This window comes from Advenella incenata (assembly GCF_004217095.1).
GTDB classification, from domain to species: domain Bacteria; phylum Pseudomonadota; class Gammaproteobacteria; order Burkholderiales; family Burkholderiaceae_B; genus Advenella; species Advenella incenata.
On record NZ_SHKO01000005.1, the window covers coordinates 129,811 to 149,629 of the forward strand.

Here is a 19,819-nt window from a genome sequence, read left to right on the forward strand (position 1 = left end):
GCCTGCACGCAAAGGGAGAATCCGCTGCATCCGCGCTTTGGGGCAGCAAATGGATAAGGGCAAACCGGATCAATATGAAAGCGATCAGTACAAAATGAATAACGGCAAATCGGCTGCACCTGAGGCCACCTATGCCGCCACAATCAATAACGCAGACTGGCAGGCACTTGAGTGCTCGCTCAATGACTACGGCAATGCAATCGTGCCCGGCCTGTTGAGTCCAGCGCAATGTGAAGCGCTGGCTGCAGGCTATGACCGCGAGCAAGACTATCGCAGCCGCATCGTCATGGCCCGTCATGGATTTGGCCGCGGAGAATATAAGTACTTCGCCTATCCTCTACCGGCATTGCTGGATCAGCTACGTCATCTGCTTTATCCGCATCTGGCGCCGATCGCCAATCGCTGGAGTCGCCAACTGAATATGAATGTACACTTTCCGCCAGCCCTGGATACGTTCCTGGACCAATGCCATGCTGCCGGCCAGATGCGCCCCACCCCACTGATCCTGCAGTATGGCCCGGGCGACTATAACTGCCTGCATCAGGACCTGTATGGCGAGCATGTGTTCCCTTTGCAGGTGGCGATTCTGCTGTCCGCACCAGATCGCGATTTTACAGGCGGCCAGTTCGTCATGACGGAAACCGCCGCAGCCAGCCAGCGCGCCGAAGTCATTCCGCTGCAGCAAGGCGATGCGCTTATCTTCACCGTCAACCACCGACCCGCACCTGGCAAACGCGGCGGCACACGCAAAGTCGCCATGCGCCACGGCGTAAGCCTTGTGCATAGCGGCAGGCGTCACACCCTGGGGGTCATTTTTCATGATGCCCGTTAAGCGCGTGTCCAGGGACGTACTATGACCACGCTCAAAAACCAAATAGATCGCCTGAACTGGACAAGCATCGCCACTGACCTGGACAGCGAAGGCTGCGCCCTGCTCCCCGGCTTGTTGTCTGCTGCGCAGATTGATGCGCTTACCAGCCAGTTAAGCGACCAACTGAGCAGCCAGGTAAGCGAACTGCCCCTGCGCAGCATGTCGTTGGCCCGGCGTGAACCAGGCCACGGCCAATTGTTCTTTTTTGAAAATAAACTGCCCGAGGTGCTTGCTGTTTTACGCAAGCAGCTCTATCACCATCTGGCGCCTATCGCCAATCGCTGGAACAGCATACTGCAGCTTGGCTACCGCTATCCCGACACACTGGATCGTTTTCTACAGGCTAATCGCGATGCCGGGCAGAACCGAGAACTGTCGCATCTGCATAGATTACAGGAGTCGGAGTATATCGCCCTGCATCAACGCAATGACGGCCAGCTGGTGTTTCCGTTACAGGCAGTGCTGCTGCTGAGCGAGCCGGGGCAGAATTTTCGCGGCGGCGAACTGGTCATGACAGAACAGCGCCCGCGCATGCAGTCGCGCCCCATTGTCCTGTCGATGCGACAAGTTGATGTCGCCATCATAAGCACAGGCCAGCGCCCCTTCAAGGGAAGCCACGGCTTTTACCGGGTCAATATGAAACATGCCATTAGCCGCGTACACAGCGGCCAGCGCTGCGGGCTGGAACTCTTTTTCCACCATGCGACTGGAGACGATCAAAGGGATACATATGAACAGGGTTCGCTACTGGACACTGACCGGAACTGACGGCAAACCTTGGCACAGCACGCGTCCTGGTAAACTGGGCGGGCACAGGCGCAGCAAAATCTATGGTTGCCTGGATTGCCGCACCGCCCTGCAGGCCATCGCGCGTGGTGGTTATGTGAAGTATCGGGTGTTTTTTGCCGATGAAGCAACAGCCATCGCTGCCGGGTACCGGCCCTGCGCGGTTTGCCTTCCGGTACAGTACGCCAGGTGGAAGGCAGCGCAGGAGTAATAAGCCAACTGAAATAGTCGCGTATCCTATTGCATTTGCAGATTCGCAGCACGAACCGTATCGGCCCACAACTGCTGCTGATCATTGATAAAAGTAGCAAACTCCGCCGGCGTGTTCCCGCCAGGGGTACCACCGAGCGATTTGAATCGTGAAACGATATCGTCGCTGCGCAGCGCATGTTTGGCGGCCTGTTGGATTTTACTGACGATATCATCCGGCGTGCCGGCTGGTGCAATTAATCCAAACCAGGCATTGACGACCATATTATCGATGCCCGCTTCCTTCATGGTGGGGACGTCCGGCAACTGTTCCGAGCGCTTCTCGCCCGTCACGGCCAGAGCCCGGAATTTACCTGATTTGATAGACGGCATGGAGCTGGGCAGGTTATCAATCATAAACGTATATTGATTGCCCAGCAGACCTGATACCGCCGGCCCTGCACCTTTATAGGGAATGTGCTGTGCCGTCTGTTTTATCCGTTGCAGGAACATTTCTGCAGAAAGATGCGGAGACTGCCCCTTGCCCGAAGAGCCGAATGTTCTTCGCGCTTCATCGGCTGCAAGATAAGCAACCAGTTCAGATACTGATTTGACCGGAGTCTCGCTGTTGACAACCAGCACGTTCGGCACCGAAATGACAAGCGTAATGGCCTTGAAATCTGCCTTTTCATAAGGCAACGTTTTGTACAGGCTATAGTTGATTGCATTAGGGCCCACATTGCCCATGCCCAGCGTGTAGCCATCAGGCTTGCTGCGCGCCAGGGCCTGCGAACCGATAATTCCCGCCGCGCCGGCCTTGTTTTCGACCACCACCGTCTGGCCCAGTGTTTTGCTCATTTTTTCGCCCACCAGCCTGGCCGAAATATCTGTTGTTCCGCCGGGAGCCGCGGGCACAATAATCGTGATGGGCTTTTCCGGCCAGGCAGCGCTGGCGGTACCTGCCAGTAGCAAGGTAACCAGTACTCCGCCTGGAATAGATTGTAAAAAGTTCATTCGTGTCTCCCGATTGTTGGTTCGATTTTTACGATCAGAGTAGCCGCGAAAGGGGAGATTCGCCATCTGTGATTCATGAAGGCATGCTTCACCCTTGTTTAATACCGATTTACCCGTAGATGCCGAAAGGCGGTTCTGTATCGACAGTTCACTACAATCATACGTATCACCCGAGCACGCGAGTTGCTTACTTTTTCTTCTGCGCGCTTTGACCGCCCTGTCGGGTCAGGACCAGCACATCGCTTTGGCCGTCCTGTACTACTTCGTCGCGTTGATTGATCAATTGGAAACGACGGGCGATTTTCCCGCTGTTGCCGCTCTTACCCAGTTCGGTAGACAGAATGGTTAGTTTCAGATGAATGGTGTCATTTACCAGCAACGGTCCAATAAAATTCCAATCGCGATAGCCAAGCATGGCAATCACCGAATCATGAAATATCCCCATTTCATGCATCATGCCGGTGCTGACGGCCATCCCCAACACGCCATGTACAACGCGCTGGCCGAATCGGGTCGATTTGGCAAACTCCATATCTGCATGAATTGGATTCCAGTCGCCGGAGATCATGGAAAACATGGTCAGATCCGTCTCGGTAATCGTTCTGCCACCGCTCACAAAGGTCTGGCCTTCGTTGAAATCTTCAAAGTAATATCCGCTCATCGATTTATCCTAATGTGTCCTGTGCCATTTCTCTTAATTTGCGGCGCTGAATCTTGACACCGTTTGAACTCATGGTTGTAGGAAAAGCGTCTATTTCCCAAATGCGAACCGGCAACTTGAAGGCAGCGATCGACTGCCCTAGGCTGGAGCGCAACGCATTTTCGTCGAATGCGCACCCTTTTCTGGTAATAACAAAAGCAACACATCGATTCTGCCCGTCCACTTCCACGCCCACAACCTGGGCATCATCGACACCAGACTGTAACTTGAGCACATCTTCGATTTCGGCCGGATTGACCAGAAAACCGGCCAGACGAATTGCATCCCCCTGACGGGTTTGATAGACAAGACTTCCGTCTTCCCGTAAGTAGCCCAGATCCCCGGTGCAGAAATAGCCTTCGGCATCAATTACCTGATCCGTTGCAGCCTGATTGTTCAGATAACCCACAAAATTGGTATCGGCATAAATTTCAATGACCCCGCTTTTACCTGTACCCAGCAATTGACCGGTCTGTGGATCACGGATCCGCAGACGCGCCTGCGGATTAGCCGGAATGCCACCGGGCTGAAGTCTTTCATTCAACGGCATGTCGGGCGACTGCAGTGAAAACAACGCCTGAACCTCGCTGGATCCATAAAGGCCATACATCGGTATTTTTCTATCCCACGCCTTTTTACCGAAGCGATCGAACCCCGCATGAAACGCAGCAAAGCCGAACACACGCGCCGACGGAAACGGTATGGCGCTATGGGTGTGTTCCAGCATCCGGCTGAACATTTCATCGCTGCCGAATAAATGAGTAACCTGATGCTCATTAATCAATATGTTCGCCTGTGCCGCATCAAACGTGTCCATCAGCACAACGGGCTGTCCCGCTGCGAAGCAGCCGAACACGGCATTAAAACCAAATACACCACAAAACGGCAGCGCGGCCAGCAATATCACGTCCGCTTGCTCTAACCGGTAGGCCCGAGCCACATGTTGGCTATGGGCCGATATGGTGCGTTGGGTATGCATGACAAGCTTGGGCGCACTGGTGGTCCCCGATGTCGTAAACAGAATGCACAATGCGTGCGCTGCATCATTGCGCGGGACTGAAAAATGATCAGGTAACGCCTCCAGCGTCAAGGCAGACACCGGCTTGTTTAACAAACAATCGGTCACCTGGTCTGCAGGATTCACAAATACAATCGACTTCAAGTGTTTCAGGCTCTCTTCATTCACTTGCATGAGGATAGACATAAAGTCGATCTTTCTGAAGTCCGGCTCCAGAATCAGCATGCTGGCTTCGGATTTTTCCAAGATGTGAGACACCTCATGCGAGCGGTACCGTGTATTGACCGTTACCAGCGTCGCACCCAGCGCGCTCAATCCGAACAGCAGCACCAGCCATTCCATGCGATTGACCAGCCACACAGCTACCCGATCACTCTGTCCGATACCCTGCTTTTGCAACCAATAGGTGGCGCGATCGCACAGATCGGCAAATTGCGCATAGGTATATCTTTGGTTACCGTCGATAAAGGCGATCCGATCCGGATACTCGCGCCGGTGATGCTCCAACAGATCAACAATCGTACGCGCTTGCATCTCAATAGAGCTCCATCAGTTTTGCGTTATCAGATAGATCTTGCGGCAATGACTCCTGGATGATGGCGCCAGCCTTCATTACCAGTACCCGATCGGATATTTTCAGCGCTTCCCTGACATTTTGCTCAACGAGCAAAATGGACATGCCGGTTGAAAGCTGCAGTTCACGGATCGGTTGCAATAAATCCTGAAACAGCTTGGGAGCAAGCCCGATTGAGGGCTCATCCATCAGCAGGCAATGGGGTCGGGAAAGCATCGCCCTGCCAATGGATACGATCTGCTGTTGCCCGCCAGACAAGGTGCCTGCCCTTTGATGATAAAAGTTTTTTAGCGCTGGCAAAATCGACATGACCCATTCAAGACGGTCGGCGCGTTGACCCTTGGCGATACCGGCAGCCCACATGCCCATTTTCATGATCTCCTGGACCGTGAGACCAGGAAAGATCCCACGACCTTCCGGTACCAGAGAAATACCTTTGTCCGTCAACAACCTGGGTTCGATACGATCGGATTTTTCTTCACCGATGAAAATCTCTCCATGTTGTCGTGGTATCAGTCCATACAGCGATTTGATCAATGTGGATTTTCCGGCGCCATTATGCCCAATCAGGCAAAGAACCTCGTTCTTGCGCAGTTCAAAGTTAAAATGTTCAAGAACCGGTCGACCGCCGTACCCTACGGTCAAGTCAATCGTCTTTATCATCGTCTCGGTCACTCTGCTCTGTCTCCGAAGTAAATTGCTGTCAGATGGGGGTCTTTCAGAACGGCCTCAGGTTCTCCATCTGCCATCAGTTTGCCCTGATCCAGAAAAGCAATGCGATCAGAAATACCGTAAACAATATCCAGATTGTGCTCGATAATGCAAACGGTGACGCCGCCTTTGACTTCACTGCGCAGCAGATCAAGGAAATGAGAGTATGAGCCCCGATCCAGTCCCGAAGCGGGTTCATCGAGCAGCCATATTTTTGCATTTGCCGCCATGATTCTGGCCATACTCAAAAATTTTCTTTCAGCGTAGGACAGATCCAGCGCCCGAACACCAGATTTGTGGGAAAGACGTGTTTTTTCCAGAATATCCTTTACTTTCTGTTTTCGTTGCACAAGCCCCGATCGTCCTCCTGGTTGCCATAACCAGGCGATGGGTTCCATTACCGATAACACGTTTTCCTCAACCGTCATCCGGTCAAACAGACGCAGGTCCTGAAACGTTCTTGCAATACCTTTGCGGGCTATTTTCCAGTGCGGAAGCCCCACAAGGGACTCTCCCTGCCAAAGAATATCGCCGCCAGTCGGGGCAAGATGTCCCGTGATCAGATTGAATAACGTCGTTTTGCCGGCGCCGTTGGGCCCCACCAGGGTAGTCACAATACCTGCCCGCAGATCAAGCGACACATTCTGCGTGACTTTCAAACCACCGAAATTTTTCTGAAGGTTTGAAATACGCAAGAGCACTGGATTTTCAGTCATGATTTAGCCTGTTTGCCCGACGATCCGATAAGGCCGCCTGGGCGAAAAATCATCAACAGCACCATGGCTATGCCATATGCAATTTGCTGAATCGCGCCGATTTCTGTCTGTGGCAGGAACCACATATAGCTGAATACGCTGGGAAGCGCCATCAGGATAACGGCCCCCGCCAAAGGTCCCATCAGGGTTCCGGTCCCGCCGATAATCACCATTGCCATCAGCAGCACCGACGTATCAAGAGTAAAACTCTCGACATTGATGAAACCGTTGTAAAACGCGTAAAGCGCCCCGGCAATGGCAGATAATGCAGAAGAGATCACCACTGATAGTGTTTTTATGACGGCAACATTCTTGCCCATCGCATAGGCAGCAGATTCGCTATCGCGAATTGCCTGAAGATTGCGACCAAAGCTGGAACGCGACAGAATAGTGATAATGGTGGCAACAACAATTAGCGAAACAAACGCCAGTAGTAGAAATTGTGCCGGGTCAATCACATCAAAACCAAAAACGCTGGCGGGCGGAATGCCAATTACACCGCCAATTCCGCCTGTAAAAGACTTCCATTCCGAGAACACAGTGACGCCGATGACCTGCAGGCCAAGCGAGGCAGCTACAAAATATTCACCACGTACGCGCAAAGCAGGCAAGGCCAGGACGAGCGACACCAGTGCGCAGACGCACATTGCGATTGGAATAGTGAGGAAAATGGACACGCTCAGGTGCATGGCAACGTATGCCGCAGTATAAGCGCCCAATCCGAAGAAAATCGCATGTGCCATGGAGAAAATTCCCGCATAGCCCATGATGAAGTTCAGGGTGAGCGCGAGCACGGCATTAATGCAAATGAGCGTGGCAAGGTTCAGAATGTAGGCAAGCATAATTGAATCGCAGCTAGGTGGCTATCTCACGGCCGAAAAAGCCCGATGGCCGCAACAGGATGAACAGGAACAACATCACAAACGTTACTGCTTCACTCCACTGGGGCCCAAGATAGATGAGGGCAAAATTTTCTGTTATGCCCAGCAGCATTCCGGCAAGCGCGGCGCCCTTCATACTCCCGACGCCGCCCACAATGGTTGCCGCCAGACTGATAAGCATGACATGATGCGCGATGGCCGGGTTCAGGCCCGAACTTGCTCCAGTCAGGATGGCCGCAGGGACAACCAGGACAGAGCCGATAGCAAACACCATGGTAGAAAGATGCCGGGGATTAAGTCCGTAGATGCGGACCAGAGCCGGATTCTCTGACAGCGCCCGCATGGCAATACCAATATGCGTTCTGTTAAGAAATACCTGCAGGGCAAAGAAAAATACCAGCATGCAAATGACGGCAAGCCCCGAAAGCGGCGCGATGAACAATCCTGGCATGAGCTCAATACTTTCGGAAAGCGGTGTTGCAACGGACACAAACCCCCTGCCAAAGATCATGCCGATCAGATTCTGGACGATAATACCAATGCCAAGGGAGGCTACAAATACAGTAAAAAATGAACCTTCGTGTCTCTGTATGGGCGCATAGATCCACTTATCGAGCACAACCCCAAAGATGATCGCCCCGATTGTTGATGCCAACACCGCCAATGCCCAGTGAAATTGGGCCATTGAATATAGGTAATAGAAGATGTAGGCAGCAATCGTAAAGGTTGCACCATGGGCAAAATGGAATATTCTGGTGCACCCGAAAATCAGCGAAAACCCTACCGCGATAAGCGCGTATAAAGCTCCGCTTTGTATTCCATTGATCAAAAGTTGAACGACCAGCATGGGCATACTTCCCGTCTATTTTCCGAATACCGATACAACTTTTCCGCCAGCCCCGTCTATTTCATTGACCTGCATGGGGCTGAGCACTGTGCCGTTCTCGGCAAAGGTAACCTTGCCACCCACAAGATCGAAGGTCTTGGTTTCGTTACGCTGACGCAAAAGATTTTCGCCGGTAATGGGTTCGCCTTTTTTCTTCAGTTCACTGGCCAGCAGACCAAACAGTCGGACAGCGTTGTAATAGTTGGCTATATACGCAGATGGCAGTTTTTTGTACTTGGACTGATAATCATCTACAAAACGTTTCGTTACTGGATCTGCAGACTTCCAGTCGATATTCTGCGTGGTATATACCGCCCCCTTGGCTTGCGGCAACGCATTGGTCTCGGGAATGGAAAAGGCGCTGTAGCTGGCAATCTGCTGCTTGACGCCATTGTCTCTAAATTGCTTGATCATCTGAGACTGCTGGGATCCGTAAGAAGCTATATAGATAACATCAGGATTGGCGGCGCGTACCCGGGCAGCAATACCTGCAAACTGCTGCATTGTTGCCGGGACAGACAGCGATTCTGCCAGTTCGCCACCAGCCTGTGCAAGACTGGTTTCCAGTTCTTTTCTGATGCCTTCTCCCAATGGATCATCGACATAGACCAGAACAAATTTTTTCAGATTTTTCTCTTTGATCAGATAAGGCAGAATGGCCTTGACTTCGTCTGTGGCCAACGGGATCACATTCCAGAAATAGGCGCCAAGACTGGCCAGATCCGGCCCGACGCCGCCCCCATTGACGGCAACCGTTTTGGTTCGTGCCGCTGTTGTGGAAATCGCTTTGGAAACACCGGTAAATGCCGACAGTACATAGGGTACCCGTGCCACATTGACCAGCTTGTTCATGCTGATCACGCCCTGCTGGGGCAATGCCTGCGTATCTTCGTACTGAATCCGCAGCTTGTCACCCAGCAGATTATCCTCGTTGATATGATCCCGGGCCAGGTTGGCTCCGGACCCGAAAATGTCGCCATAGCTGGCGTTAGGGCCGCTTAGGGGAAACGCTGCCCCAATTGTGATATCTGCCGCCAGAACCGCCGTTGCAAACGAAATACCGGCCGCACCGAGCACCAGCCGCGGAACCAATTTTAAGATCCATGCCATTGTTGTCTCCTGATCGTTTTTATACTCTTCTCAGTTGCATCCTGACGGCTGCACCGGGAGTCTATTGCTGATATTCGCACGGTATAGATTCAAGGGACAATTAGTCTTTTTGGAAGATACCCTTTGATCTCGGTTAACGAGCGTTTACCCTAGCGCCCCGTTTTCTGGTTTCAACATTGATGGACGCCAGACCCAAACCCGGTCTTATTCTTTTGTGTGGTCAGCCCGGCAAAGGCGTCGGTTCCGCCCGGCGTGCCTGGCTTCGATACCTTTTTGGTATACCTATGAACAAATTCCATATTAGACCGGACGCCGCCTCACTTATATACTCGGAAGACGAATATAAATCCGCTATCACAGGAAATGGATATGGATGCAACCATAGTAGAAGTAAGTACGCAAATTCTTGATATCCCTACCATTCGCCCGCACAAAATGTCCGTGGCCACCATGCATAATCAATGCCTGGTGCTGGTCCGTATCAAAACCTCCGACGGCATCGAAGGCATCGGCGAGGCGACCACCATTGGCGGACTCAATTACGGTGGCGAAAGCCCCGAAAGCATGAAGACCAACATCGATCGCTATTTTGCGCCATTGCTCATCGGGCAGCCGGCATCAGGGCTGGCCGCCCTGCGCCAGCGCATCGACAAGGCCATCAAGGATAATCGTTTTGCCAAATGTGCAATCGAGACCGCGCTCTACGATGCCTATGCAAAACGCCTGGGAGTGCCACTGAATGCGCTTTTCGGTGGTGCCGTTCATGACCGGATCAGTGTTGCCTGGACCCTGGCCAGTGGCGACACCCAGAAAGATATCGACGAAGCGCAGCAGATGCTCGATACACGCCGTCACCGAATTTTCAAGCTCAAGGTGGGCATGCGAGCACCCAAAGAAGATCTGAAACACATTCGTGCCATCCGGGGCGCGCTGAGCGAGTCGGCCAGCATTCGCATCGACGTGAACCAGGGATGGTCGGAAACCGAGGCAACACAGCATCTGCGTGCGCTGGCGGATGCCGGGGTCGAACTGGTGGAGCAACCCATCCATGAAAAAAACCTGGCCGGCATGCAACGCCTGACGGCGCTGGGCATTGTGCCGATTATGGCCGATGAATCCCTCAAAGGCGTGCAGGACGGGTTTGCACTGGCAAGTGCGCATTGCGCCAATGTATTTGCGATCAAGATAGAACAGGCAGGCGGCCTGCAAAACGCGCGTGACCTGATCGGCATTGCGCAGGCAGCCGATATCGCCTTGTACGGCGGTACCATGCTGGAGGGATCCATTGCCACCATTGCCGCCGCGCATCTATTTTCTACGCTGAACCGGCTTGAGTGGGGCACCGAAATGTTCGGCCCGTTGTTGCTCAAAGATGAAATTCTGGCTACGCCGCTGGACTACAGCGACTACACCTTGCAGATCCCTGACGGGCCTGGCCTGGGCATCGTGCTGGATGAAGACAAGATTGCGTTCTATACCCGCAAATAGACGACGGCCGGTTCAAATAGAAAGAACACGGCCGGCTCAAGTAGAAAAAATACTGCTGGCGTTCCCGGCACGATAGGAGACAGTCGTGCCAGGTGCCAGATAACAGCAGCGTCAGATTGCCGACGGGTGCCGGCACAATGCCGTTACCTGAATATCCATATAAGGAAACAGCGGCAAGCCGGACAGCAGATTGTGCAATTCTTCATTGTCCTGCACATCGAAAATACTGACATTGCGATACTGGCCCACAACGCGCCAGATATGCGGCCATTTGCCGGCGCGCTGCAAATCCTGCGAGTATTGCTTTTCCCTGGCCTTGATGTCCGCAGCCACTTCTGCTGGCATGTCATGAGGGATATTTACTGCCATTTCTACCATGAATAACATATTTGATCCTTGATATTATTGGGATAAATGCAACGGCTTAATACAACCATTAAGCGCAACAGTTCATGCTGCCACGCTCGCCTGGACCGTCACACTCACTGCGCCGAAATGCCCGTCTCGGACAGAATTTTCTTCCATTTTCCTGTTTCGGACTGCAGATATGCCTTGAGTTCCTCTGGCGTGCTGCCGATTTTTTCGGCGCCGATAGTCTTGAACGTGGTTTTCACCTTATCCGTTTCCATCGCCTTGAGCATGGCTTTTTGCAGCGTCTGAATAACCTCGGCAGGTGTGCCGGCAGGAGCAAAAGTCGCAAACCAGGGTCGCAGCTCATACCCGGGCAGGCCGCTTTCGGCAATGGTCGGGACATCGGGCAATGAGGCCGAGCGTTTGGTCGTGGTAATCGCCAACGCCTTGAGCTTGCCTGCGTCAATATGCGGTTTGGAGGAAGTGATGCTGTCAAACATATAGTCCACCTGCCCGCCCAGCAGGTCCGACACTGCCGGGCCACTGCCTTTATAGGGCACATGCAGCATATCCAGTTTTCCCAGATAGGTAAACAGCGCCCCGGCCAGGTGAATAGAGGTGCCCACGCCGGCGGACGCATACGTGTATTTGCCCGGATTGGCTTTGGCCTGCTCGATCACGTCTTTAACCGAGTTGACATCCTTGCGCGTGGCCTGCGTCACCAGAATATTGGGCACATCTGCCAGCAGCGAGATCGGTTCGAAGTCTGCAATCGGATCGTAGCTCAGTTTCTTGTAAAGCGATGGGTTGACGGCCATGCCATTGGCAACGATCATGATTGTGTATCCGTCCGGCTTGGCATTGGCCACCTGGGCCGCGCCAATATTGCCGCCGGCGCCCGGCTTGTTTTCCACGACAATTGGCTGGCCCAGGTCTTTGGCAAGCGACTCACCCAGCGTGCGCGCAATCACATCCATTGCGCCCCCTGGCGGGAACGGCACGATCCAGGTAATGGGACGTTCCGGATAGGCAGCAGCCGCGGCTCCCGCGGCAAACAGACCTGCAATGGCGGTCGCTGCGCACGCCGCTTTGATGCCGAGTGATCGACGAGTATTGTGTTTCAATTGCATCTCCATACGCGTTGAGTGGCTGTGCTACTGCCGCAAGACCGCTTTGACGCGCCCGGCGCAGCTGGCCGTTATATCGTTTTCTTTATTATCCGTATTGTTTTTGTCCGTGTCTAAGACTATATTTGGCGTAATCGATACTTTTAAGGTATGAATATGGAGTTAAGACAAATCCGCTACTTTCAGTGCGTAGCCCGGGAACTGAGCTTTACAAAGGCAGCGCGGATTCTGCATATTGCCCAGCCGCCCCTGAGTCGGCAAATTAAAATGCTTGAAGAAGAACTGGGTGTGGCGGTATTCGAGCGCCTGGGTCGCGGTATCGCGCTGACCGATGCCGGTCGCTATTTCCTGGATCAGACCGAAAAAATGACGCAACGGCTAGAGGAAACCATCAATGCCACCCGCCGGATCGGCAAAAACGACCGCATCTGGTTTGGTGTCGGCTTTGTTCCGTCTACGCTATATGGACACATGCCGGCCCTGATCCGCCAATTGCGTCAGCTGAACACCCTAGTGGAGATCGGGCTGGTGGAAATGACCACCCTGCAGCAATTTGAAGCGCTCAAATCGGGCCGGATCGATATCGGTGTCGGACGCATCCTGATCAAAGACGAGGAGATCGAGCGCCTGGTGTTGACCGATGAACCGCTGGTTGTGGCGCTTCCCATCACGCACCGCCTGGCCGGTAGAGTATCGGTCCGGCTTACCGACATTATGGAAGAACCGCTCATTCTGTACCCAGCCAAGCCGCGGCCAAGCTATGCAGACCACGTGCTGGATCTGTTCAGGCAGAAAGGATATTCACCGCAGATCATTCAGGAAGTCAATGAGTTGCAAACGGCCATTGGCCTGGTGACGGCGACAATCGGCATTGCGATTGTGCCCGAATCGGTGCGTCGACTGCATCGCGATGATGTGGTGTATGTGAACCTGGACGAACCGGAGTTCACCTCACCCATCATGCTCAGTTGGCGCAAAAACGATCACTCGGCATTCCTTGAGCAAACGATAGACCTGTTCAAGCGCACCGCCATATGAACATGACGCTTGCGACTCAACTGCAAGCAATCACGATCGCAATTTCAGGTACGCCGGCAAGTGCAGTAGCGACCGCCCTGGAACCGGCTGTCGGCCAATAGCTGTGTCCGTCCATAGTTCGTTCAGGCCGCGTTCATAGTTCAAGCCGATATCCGACGCCTGTTTCGGTCAGAATATAGCGGGGCCGGGCCGGATCCTGCTCCAGCTTGTGACGCAGATGGCCCATGTAAATGCGCAGATAGTGTGTCTGGTCCAGAAAAGCCGGCCCCCATATTTCAACCATCATTCGGCGTTGTGTCACCACCTTGCCTGCATTGACCAGCAACAGGCTGAGCAGGTCGAACTCTTTGGGCGTCAGGTGCAGCAACTGGCCGGCTCGGCTGACCCGGCGAGCTTGCAGATCCACATCAATATCGCCAAACTGATAATGGCTGGGCGTCTGCTGCAACGCGGCCGTGCTGCGTCTCAGATGAGCACGTATACGTGCCTGCAATTCGACTACGCTAAACGGTTTGGTCAGATAATCGTCGGCGCCGGCATCCAGGGCAAACACTTTTTCCTGCTCCTGGCCGCGCGCGGTCAGCACCATGACCGTTGCGTTGGAGCCGGTTCGAAAGCTGCGCAGAAATTTCTTGCCATCACCATCGGGCAGGCCCAGGTCCATGATAACCAGATCCGGTTCGAACGCCGCTGCCACCGCAATCGCCTCGGCCACGGTGACCACCTCGGCGATTTCCCATTCCTGGTCCGGCAGGCACTGGCGAATCATTTTCCTGATATGCGCATCGTCTTCGAGCAGCAGCAGTTTTCTTTTCAGTTGCATGTTTACTCCAGCACGGGCGGCATGGGCAGCGCAGGCAGTTGCACCGTAAATACACTGCCGCCGCCAGCACGATTGGCCGCCGTAAGCGTTCCGCCATGTAACTGCACCAGCTGCCGGGCAATGGCCAGGCCCAGCCCGGCACCCGTGGCGTCGGACTCGGGATGGGCACGCACAAATTTTTCAAACAGACGCTCACGCTGCGCTTCTGCGTCGGGCAGCCCGACACCTCTGTCAGCGACAATCAACTGAATCGAATCGTCCTGGTGACGGGCCGATATATCTATTTGGGTACCCGGCTGACTATATCGCAGCGCATTTTCAACCAAATTGGCTATGACCCGTTCGATCAGCACCGGGTCGCACTCGACCAGCGGCAGCGTCGGCGCAATGCGAATATCCAGCACATGGCCCCGGGCGGACACATCCAGATGCCGGATGGCACCTCCCACCAGTTCTTCAATAGACTGCCAGCTTTTGCTGATGTGTTGCTGGCCTGAGTCTATCTTTGCCATATCCAGCAATTTGCTCATCATGTCGTGCATACAGCGGGCACGATCCAGAATAATCGCGGCTTTTTGCCTGACATGATTGTCGTCCGATTCGCCGGCCAGCACCTCGGCCTCGCCGATAAGCACCGTCAAGGGTGTGCGCAGGTCATGCGAAATGACATTTAGCATGGTCACGCGCAGTTTCTCCGATTCGACCTGGCGCAGAAATTCATTGGCCACCTCCACGAAATGGACTCGCTCCAGCGCAATAGCTATCACATGCGCGTAAATCTCCAGTTGCTGTTGCCATTCAGGAGACAGCAAATGGGGAGCACCTTGCATGCGAACGGCCAGCACGCCACGAATCCGCACCGGCGCATGCAGGGGAAAATATCGAAAGGCGTTCGCAGCCAGCGTATCGGCGCCAAAACCGGCTTTTTCTTCATTGTCGAATGCCCACTGCGCCGCCACCATATCCAGCCCGGCCACCTCATGGCCGGCGCCCGCTTCCGGCAACAACAGCGACTCGTGCGCGTCGGGCAGAATGACAAAGACATCTTCGCCCAAATCGCTGAGCAACAGCTTCTGGCTTTCCTGCACGATCTGTTCCTTCTGCAGGGATCCCGACAGCCGCTTGGCCAGTTCGAACAGGCTGTGAACCCGCTGCGTCTGCTGCAATGCCAGCCTGCCCTGGAACCGTTGCTGCGCGGCCAATTGGCTGACCAACGTAGTGACGGCAAGCATGACCAGCAGGGTAATCAAATATTGAATATCGGCAACGGAAAAGGACCACAGCGGTGGTATGAAAGAGAAGTCAAACAGTGCAACGCTGCTCACTGCACAGACCAGCCCTGGCCAGCGTCCCAGGCGCAGGGCAACCACCATGGTCAGCGCCAGGTACAACATCGCGATATTGGTAATCGCCAGCCTCGAGGAAAACGGCCACAATAAAGCGGTGGTCGCGCAGGCAAACATCAGCGCGAGCCCCACCTTGCCCCAGTCGACCGGTTCGCGCCCGGCAAAGGCACGATCCTGAGCGCGCGCCGCTGCCTGCCGCTGCCGGTTGGAAACACCTCCGTAAATAATAATATCGATATCCGGTCCCAGTTGCCTGTCCCGCAGCAGCGGCGAAGGACGCCACCAATATCGGCGCAGAACCGATCGATCCAGCAACAGGCGGGATAGATTCTGACTGCGGCAATAGGCGGCGATATCGGGCATGACATCACCATTGCAATAATGCTCGGTGGTTGTGGCCTGCAGTTGCTCGGCCTGCTGCAACAGCAGTTGCCAGTCGCCATTGGAGCGGGCCGGCGCCCTGCTGTTTGCTGCCTCTCGCAGAAACATCACGTGCATCGGGCAGGACATCTGGCCCGACAGGCGGCTGCCATGACGAATCAGGGCCTGGGCTGCGTTTGGCGTGAGGGTCGTGTCCACCACCACAAGAATGCCCTCGGCGGTGCGCCAGATTGCCTCTACATAGGTTTCATGGCGATACTGCCTGACATCCTTGTGGATACGCTCAGCAGTCCGGCGCAAGGCGATTTCGCGCAACGCAATCAGGTTGCCCTTGCGGAAAAAATGCTGTCGTGCCAACGGCACCTGTTCGGACATGTAAACTTTGCCAGCCTGCAACCGCGCCAGCAGCGCTTCGGTCGTGATGTCCACCAGAATAACTTCGTCTGCGTCATCAAAGACCTGGTCCGGCACGGTCTCGGTCACCCGAATACCTGTAATGCCGCTGATGATATCGTTCAGGCTTTCCAGATGCTGCACGTTCAGCGTCGTCCATACATCGATCCCGGCGCCCAGCAATTCATCGATATCCTGCCAGCGTTTGCTGTGGCGCAGCCCCGGCGCATTGGTATGGGCAAGCTCATCGATAAGCGCAATCTGCGGCGCCCGGGCCAGCATGGCGTCCAGATCAAGCTCGCGGATATCACGCTCGCGATAATGGATGGTTGCAAGGGGAATGGCCGGCACCGACAGGACCAATTGCCGGGTATCTTCCCTGTCGTGCGTCTCAATAACGCCGATAACGACATCGTGGCCTGCTGCCAATTCCTGATGGGCTGCCGTCAGCATGGAAAAAGTTTTGCCCACCCCGGCACTGGCCCCGAAATAAATACGCAATTTTCCCCGGGCCTGCCGGGATTCTTCGCGGGCAAGCTCCTCAAGCAATTGGTCAGGGTCTTTGCGGTATGGGGTCACCATAGTTCATGGTTATGCAATGGAATGAATCGGCTATGACATCTGTATTGTATGCAATTACCGGTAGCGAGCGGTGCCGTTTGCCCGCCGACGGCATGATCGTTGCTCATGGCGCCAGACCAGCGCCTGAGGTTGATCTGCCATCGGCCACTCATGGATACTGGCGATCGAGCGCCAGGTTCAATGCCAGCACATTAATACGCGGCTCACCGAAGAACAGCATGACCGGCTTGTGCTGAACTTTCCCGATCACCTCCTGGACCTGTTGCAGCGTCAGGGACCGTGCGCCGGCCACTCTGGCCGCCTGATAGTTTGCCGCAGCAATACTGATTTCCGGATCCAGCCCACTACCGGAACTGGTGACAAGATCAATCGGAACCGGCGCATCGCCATGAGAGGCACGCCATTGCTGGACGCGGGTAGCCAGTTGTTGCTGGTAGGCCTGTCCCGACACCGCCAGATTACTGGCGCCGGACGAAGCGCCGTTATAGGGCTGGTCAGCCGTGGCCGATGGCCGTCCCCAGAAGTAGCGCTGGCTCGTGAAGGTCTGGCCGATCAGGGTAGAGCCAATCTGTTTTCCCTCTTTTTCGATCAGGCTGCCGCGCGCCTGCCAGGGGAAAAAGGCGTAAGACAAACCGGTAACGACCAGGGGATAGACAAAGCCAGTGATAACAGTCAATAGTAAAAACAGAACAAGCGTTGAACGTAATATTTTCATCATGAAATTTCCTGGTGTCAAAGCACCGATAGCATCAAATCGATAAGCTTGATGCCCGCAAAAGGCACCAGCAGCCCGCCGGCGGCATAGATCAGCAGATTTCTGCGCAGCAGCGCTGCGGCGCTTTGCGCGCGAAAGGTTACACCGCGCAAGGCCAGCGGAATCAGCCCGATAATGATCAGAGCATTGAAGATCACCGCTGACAACACGGCCGACTCGGGCGAGTGCAATTGCATGACGTTAAGCACGCCCAGTTGGGGATAAACGGAAACAAACGCGGCAGGGATAATGGCAAAGTACTTGGCCACATCGTTGGCGATGGAAAACGTGGTCAGCGCGCCGCGGGTCATCAACATCTGCTTGCCGGTTTTGACGACCTCCAGCAATTTGGTGGGATCCGAATCCAGGTCTACCATATTGCTGGCTTCGCGCGCCGCCTGCGTGCCGCAATTCATGGCCACGGCCACGTCGGCCTGGGCCAGGGCCGGTGCATCATTGGTTCCGTCGCCGGTCATGGCAACCAGATGGCCTTTTTGCTGATAGTCCCGAATGATATCCAGCTTGGTTTGCGGCGTAGCCTGTGCGACATAATCATCCACCCCGGCTTCGGCTGCAATCGCCGCCGCGGTCAGAGGGTTGTCGCCGGTGATCATCACCGTCTTGATTCCCATAGTGCGTAGCTGGGCAAACCGCTCGCGGATGTCCGGCTTGACCACATCCTTCAATTCGATGCACCCCACAATCTTGGCGTTTTCCGCAATGGCCAGCGGGGTCGAACCGCGTTGCGCAATCTGCCTGACCTGTTCGGCAATATCCTGAGGAATGGCGTTGCCCTGGGCCAGGCAATACTGTTCGATCGCCTGCACGGCCCCCTTGCGGATGTGCAGCACGGCGCCATTGTTCGCGATGTCCACGCCGCTCATGCGTGTCTGCGCAGTAAAAGGGATCACCTGCCGCTCGCCGGCAGGATCGGCAAGCGATACCTGCATATCGCGAGCCAGCGCCACAATACTTCTGCCTTCGGGTGTTTCATCTGCTGTCGACGCTTCATGCGCCAGCCATGCCAGATGTTGCAGCGGCACGCCCTGGCTTGGAATAAAGGCGCTGGCCTGCCGATTGCCGTAAGTAATCGTGCCGGTCTTGTCCAGCAGCAATACGTCGATATCACCCGCGGCCTCCACCGCCTTGCCAGAGCGTGCAATCACATTTTCCTTCATCATGCGGCTCATGCCGGCGACACCGATGGCCGACAACAAGCCGCTGATCGTGGTCGGGATCAGGCACACCAGGAGCGCGATGAGCACGATGACGCTGATCGGCTGACCGACGCCCGACGCGACAACGCTATAGACCGACATCGGGTACAGGGTCGTCACGCACAGCAGGAAAATCAGGGTCAGCGACACCAGCAGAATCGTCAGGGCAATTTCATTGGGCGTCTTCTGGCGCTTGGCGCCCTCTACCATGCGGATCATCTGATCCAGAAAAGACTCCCCCGGATCACTCACTACCCGGATGATCAGATAGTCGGACAGCACTTTCGTACTGCCGGTCACCGAGCACAGATCGCCGCCCGACTCACGCAGGACCGGCGCGGACTCACCGGTAATGGCCGATTCGTCCACGGTGGCCACGCCTTCGATCACTTCGCCGTCGGCAGCAATCAACTGGCCCGCATCAGTGCGAATGACATCACCCTTGCGCAGCGTCTCAGAAGGCACTTCAATGATGGCATCGCGCCGTACCGGATCGACATATTTGCGCGCCATCATGCTTTTTTTCAGCCCCTTGAGGCTTTGCGCCTGCGCCCTGCTGCGCCCTTCTGCCAGTGCTTCGGCAAAGTTGGCGAAAATGACCGTAAACCACAACCATAATGTAATGGCAATCGTAAACCCGTGGTTGCTCCGGTCGCTGAACCAGAACCCGGCGATACTGTACAGCGCCGTCAGCAGACTGCCGACATAAACGACAAACATGACAGGGTTACGCATCTGGACTCGTGGGTCCAGCTTCAGAAACGTGTCGCGCAATACCTGCGCCGGTTTGATGCCGTCTGTCATTGATAAGACTTTACTCATGC

At 54.8% G+C, this 19,819-nt stretch carries 19 protein-coding genes; 5 read left to right on the forward strand and 14 right to left on the reverse strand.

All coding sequences use genetic code 11. The features are described from left to right. Positions 1-94 precede the first annotated feature (94 nt). Genes EV681_RS21105 through EV681_RS21115 form a run of 3 tightly spaced genes read left to right on the forward strand, consistent with a single transcriptional unit; the run spans position 95 to position 1,868 of the window. Positions 95-832, forward strand: a complete 738-nt coding sequence (locus tag EV681_RS21105; RefSeq protein ID WP_128396578.1) for a 2OG-Fe(II) oxygenase — start codon at positions 95-97, stop codon at positions 830-832. A gap of 21 nt (positions 833-853) precedes the next feature. Further along, positions 854-1,639, forward strand: a complete 786-nt coding sequence (locus tag EV681_RS21110) for a 2OG-Fe(II) oxygenase (RefSeq protein WP_130305164.1) — start codon at positions 854-856, stop codon at positions 1,637-1,639. Further along, the gene (locus EV681_RS21115) at positions 1,602-1,868 is read left to right on the forward strand and encodes a metal-binding protein (protein WP_128396479.1); all 267 of its coding nucleotides are present in this window, start codon (positions 1,602-1,604) and stop codon (positions 1,866-1,868) included. Before EV681_RS21110 ends, EV681_RS21115 begins: the two co-directional genes overlap by 38 nt. 26 nt (positions 1,869-1,894) lie before the next feature. Here the strand turns inward: EV681_RS21115 and EV681_RS21120 are convergent, their stop codons facing one another. From EV681_RS21120 to EV681_RS21155, 8 genes are all read right to left on the reverse strand, one after another. After that, positions 1,895-2,860 (reverse strand): Bug family tripartite tricarboxylate transporter substrate binding protein, encoded by a 966-nt coding sequence (locus EV681_RS21120; protein ID WP_128396480.1) that lies wholly within the window; start codon positions 2,858-2,860, stop codon positions 1,895-1,897. A 187-nt stretch (positions 2,861-3,047) separates the two neighbouring features. Then, positions 3,048-3,521, reverse strand: coding sequence for a MaoC/PaaZ C-terminal domain-containing protein (locus EV681_RS21125; RefSeq protein WP_130305165.1), 474 nt, complete (start codon positions 3,519-3,521; stop codon positions 3,048-3,050). Positions 3,522-3,525: 4 nt separating this feature from the next. Continuing rightward, on the reverse strand, positions 3,526-5,112 hold the full coding sequence (locus EV681_RS21130; RefSeq protein ID WP_130305166.1) for an AMP-binding protein: 1,587 nt from the start codon (positions 5,110-5,112) through the stop codon (positions 3,526-3,528). Between the two features lies 1 nt (position 5,113). Then, positions 5,114-5,827 (reverse strand): ABC transporter ATP-binding protein, encoded by a 714-nt coding sequence (locus EV681_RS21135; RefSeq protein ID WP_242612348.1) that lies wholly within the window; start codon positions 5,825-5,827, stop codon positions 5,114-5,116. Then, a complete protein-coding gene (locus EV681_RS21140; RefSeq protein ID WP_130305167.1) occupies positions 5,824-6,579 on the reverse strand; it encodes an ABC transporter ATP-binding protein in 756 nt (251 codons plus the stop codon). The genes EV681_RS21135 and EV681_RS21140 overlap by 4 nt, the downstream gene beginning before the upstream one ends. Further along, entirely contained in the window at positions 6,576-7,460 is an 885-nt protein-coding gene (locus EV681_RS21145) for a branched-chain amino acid ABC transporter permease (protein ID WP_128396484.1), read from the reverse strand. The genes EV681_RS21140 and EV681_RS21145 overlap by 4 nt, the downstream gene beginning before the upstream one ends. A gap of 13 nt (positions 7,461-7,473) precedes the next feature. Beyond that, positions 7,474-8,346 (reverse strand): branched-chain amino acid ABC transporter permease, encoded by an 873-nt coding sequence (locus EV681_RS21150; RefSeq protein ID WP_130305168.1) that lies wholly within the window; start codon positions 8,344-8,346, stop codon positions 7,474-7,476. 15 nt (positions 8,347-8,361) lie between these two features. Then, positions 8,362-9,495, reverse strand: coding sequence for an ABC transporter substrate-binding protein (locus EV681_RS21155; RefSeq protein WP_130305169.1), 1,134 nt, complete (start codon positions 9,493-9,495; stop codon positions 8,362-8,364). Positions 9,496-9,864: 369 nt separating this feature from the next. Here EV681_RS21155 and EV681_RS21160 point away from each other — a divergent pair, with 369 nt between their 5' ends. Next, a complete protein-coding gene (locus tag EV681_RS21160; protein WP_130305170.1) occupies positions 9,865-10,983 on the forward strand; it encodes a muconate/chloromuconate family cycloisomerase in 1,119 nt (372 codons plus the stop codon). 111 nt (positions 10,984-11,094) lie between these two features. On the opposite strand, the gene catC is transcribed toward EV681_RS21160, so the two are convergent. Next, positions 11,095-11,370, reverse strand: a complete 276-nt coding sequence (gene catC / locus EV681_RS21165; protein WP_130305171.1) for a muconolactone Delta-isomerase — start codon at positions 11,368-11,370, stop codon at positions 11,095-11,097. A 95-nt stretch (positions 11,371-11,465) separates the two neighbouring features. Continuing rightward, a complete protein-coding gene (locus EV681_RS21170; RefSeq protein WP_165393165.1) occupies positions 11,466-12,464 on the reverse strand; it encodes a Bug family tripartite tricarboxylate transporter substrate binding protein in 999 nt (332 codons plus the stop codon). Positions 12,465-12,617: 153 nt separating this feature from the next. Between EV681_RS21170 and EV681_RS21175 the strand changes: the two genes are divergently transcribed. Next, complete coding sequence (locus EV681_RS21175; RefSeq protein WP_128396489.1) at positions 12,618-13,499, forward strand: LysR family transcriptional regulator; 882 nt, start codon at positions 12,618-12,620, stop codon at positions 13,497-13,499. A 133-nt stretch (positions 13,500-13,632) separates the two neighbouring features. On the opposite strand, the gene EV681_RS21180 is transcribed toward EV681_RS21175, so the two are convergent. The 4 genes from EV681_RS21180 to kdpB form a co-directional block, all read right to left on the reverse strand. Then, the gene (locus tag EV681_RS21180; RefSeq protein WP_128396490.1) at positions 13,633-14,322 is read right to left on the reverse strand and encodes a response regulator; all 690 of its coding nucleotides are present in this window, start codon (positions 14,320-14,322) and stop codon (positions 13,633-13,635) included. Positions 14,323-14,324: 2 nt separating this feature from the next. Further along, entirely contained in the window at positions 14,325-17,024 is a 2,700-nt protein-coding gene (locus tag EV681_RS21185; protein WP_130305172.1) for a sensor histidine kinase, read from the reverse strand. A 148-nt stretch (positions 17,025-17,172) separates the two neighbouring features. Further along, positions 17,173-17,742: a potassium-transporting ATPase subunit KdpC gene (gene kdpC / locus EV681_RS21190; RefSeq protein WP_321196704.1), complete on the reverse strand. Its 570-nt coding sequence runs from the start codon at positions 17,740-17,742 to the stop codon at positions 17,173-17,175. Between the two features lie 14 nt (positions 17,743-17,756). Then, complete coding sequence (gene kdpB, locus EV681_RS21195) at positions 17,757-19,817, reverse strand: potassium-transporting ATPase subunit KdpB (RefSeq protein WP_130305173.1); 2,061 nt, start codon at positions 19,815-19,817, stop codon at positions 17,757-17,759. Positions 19,818-19,819: the final 2 nt, after the last annotated feature.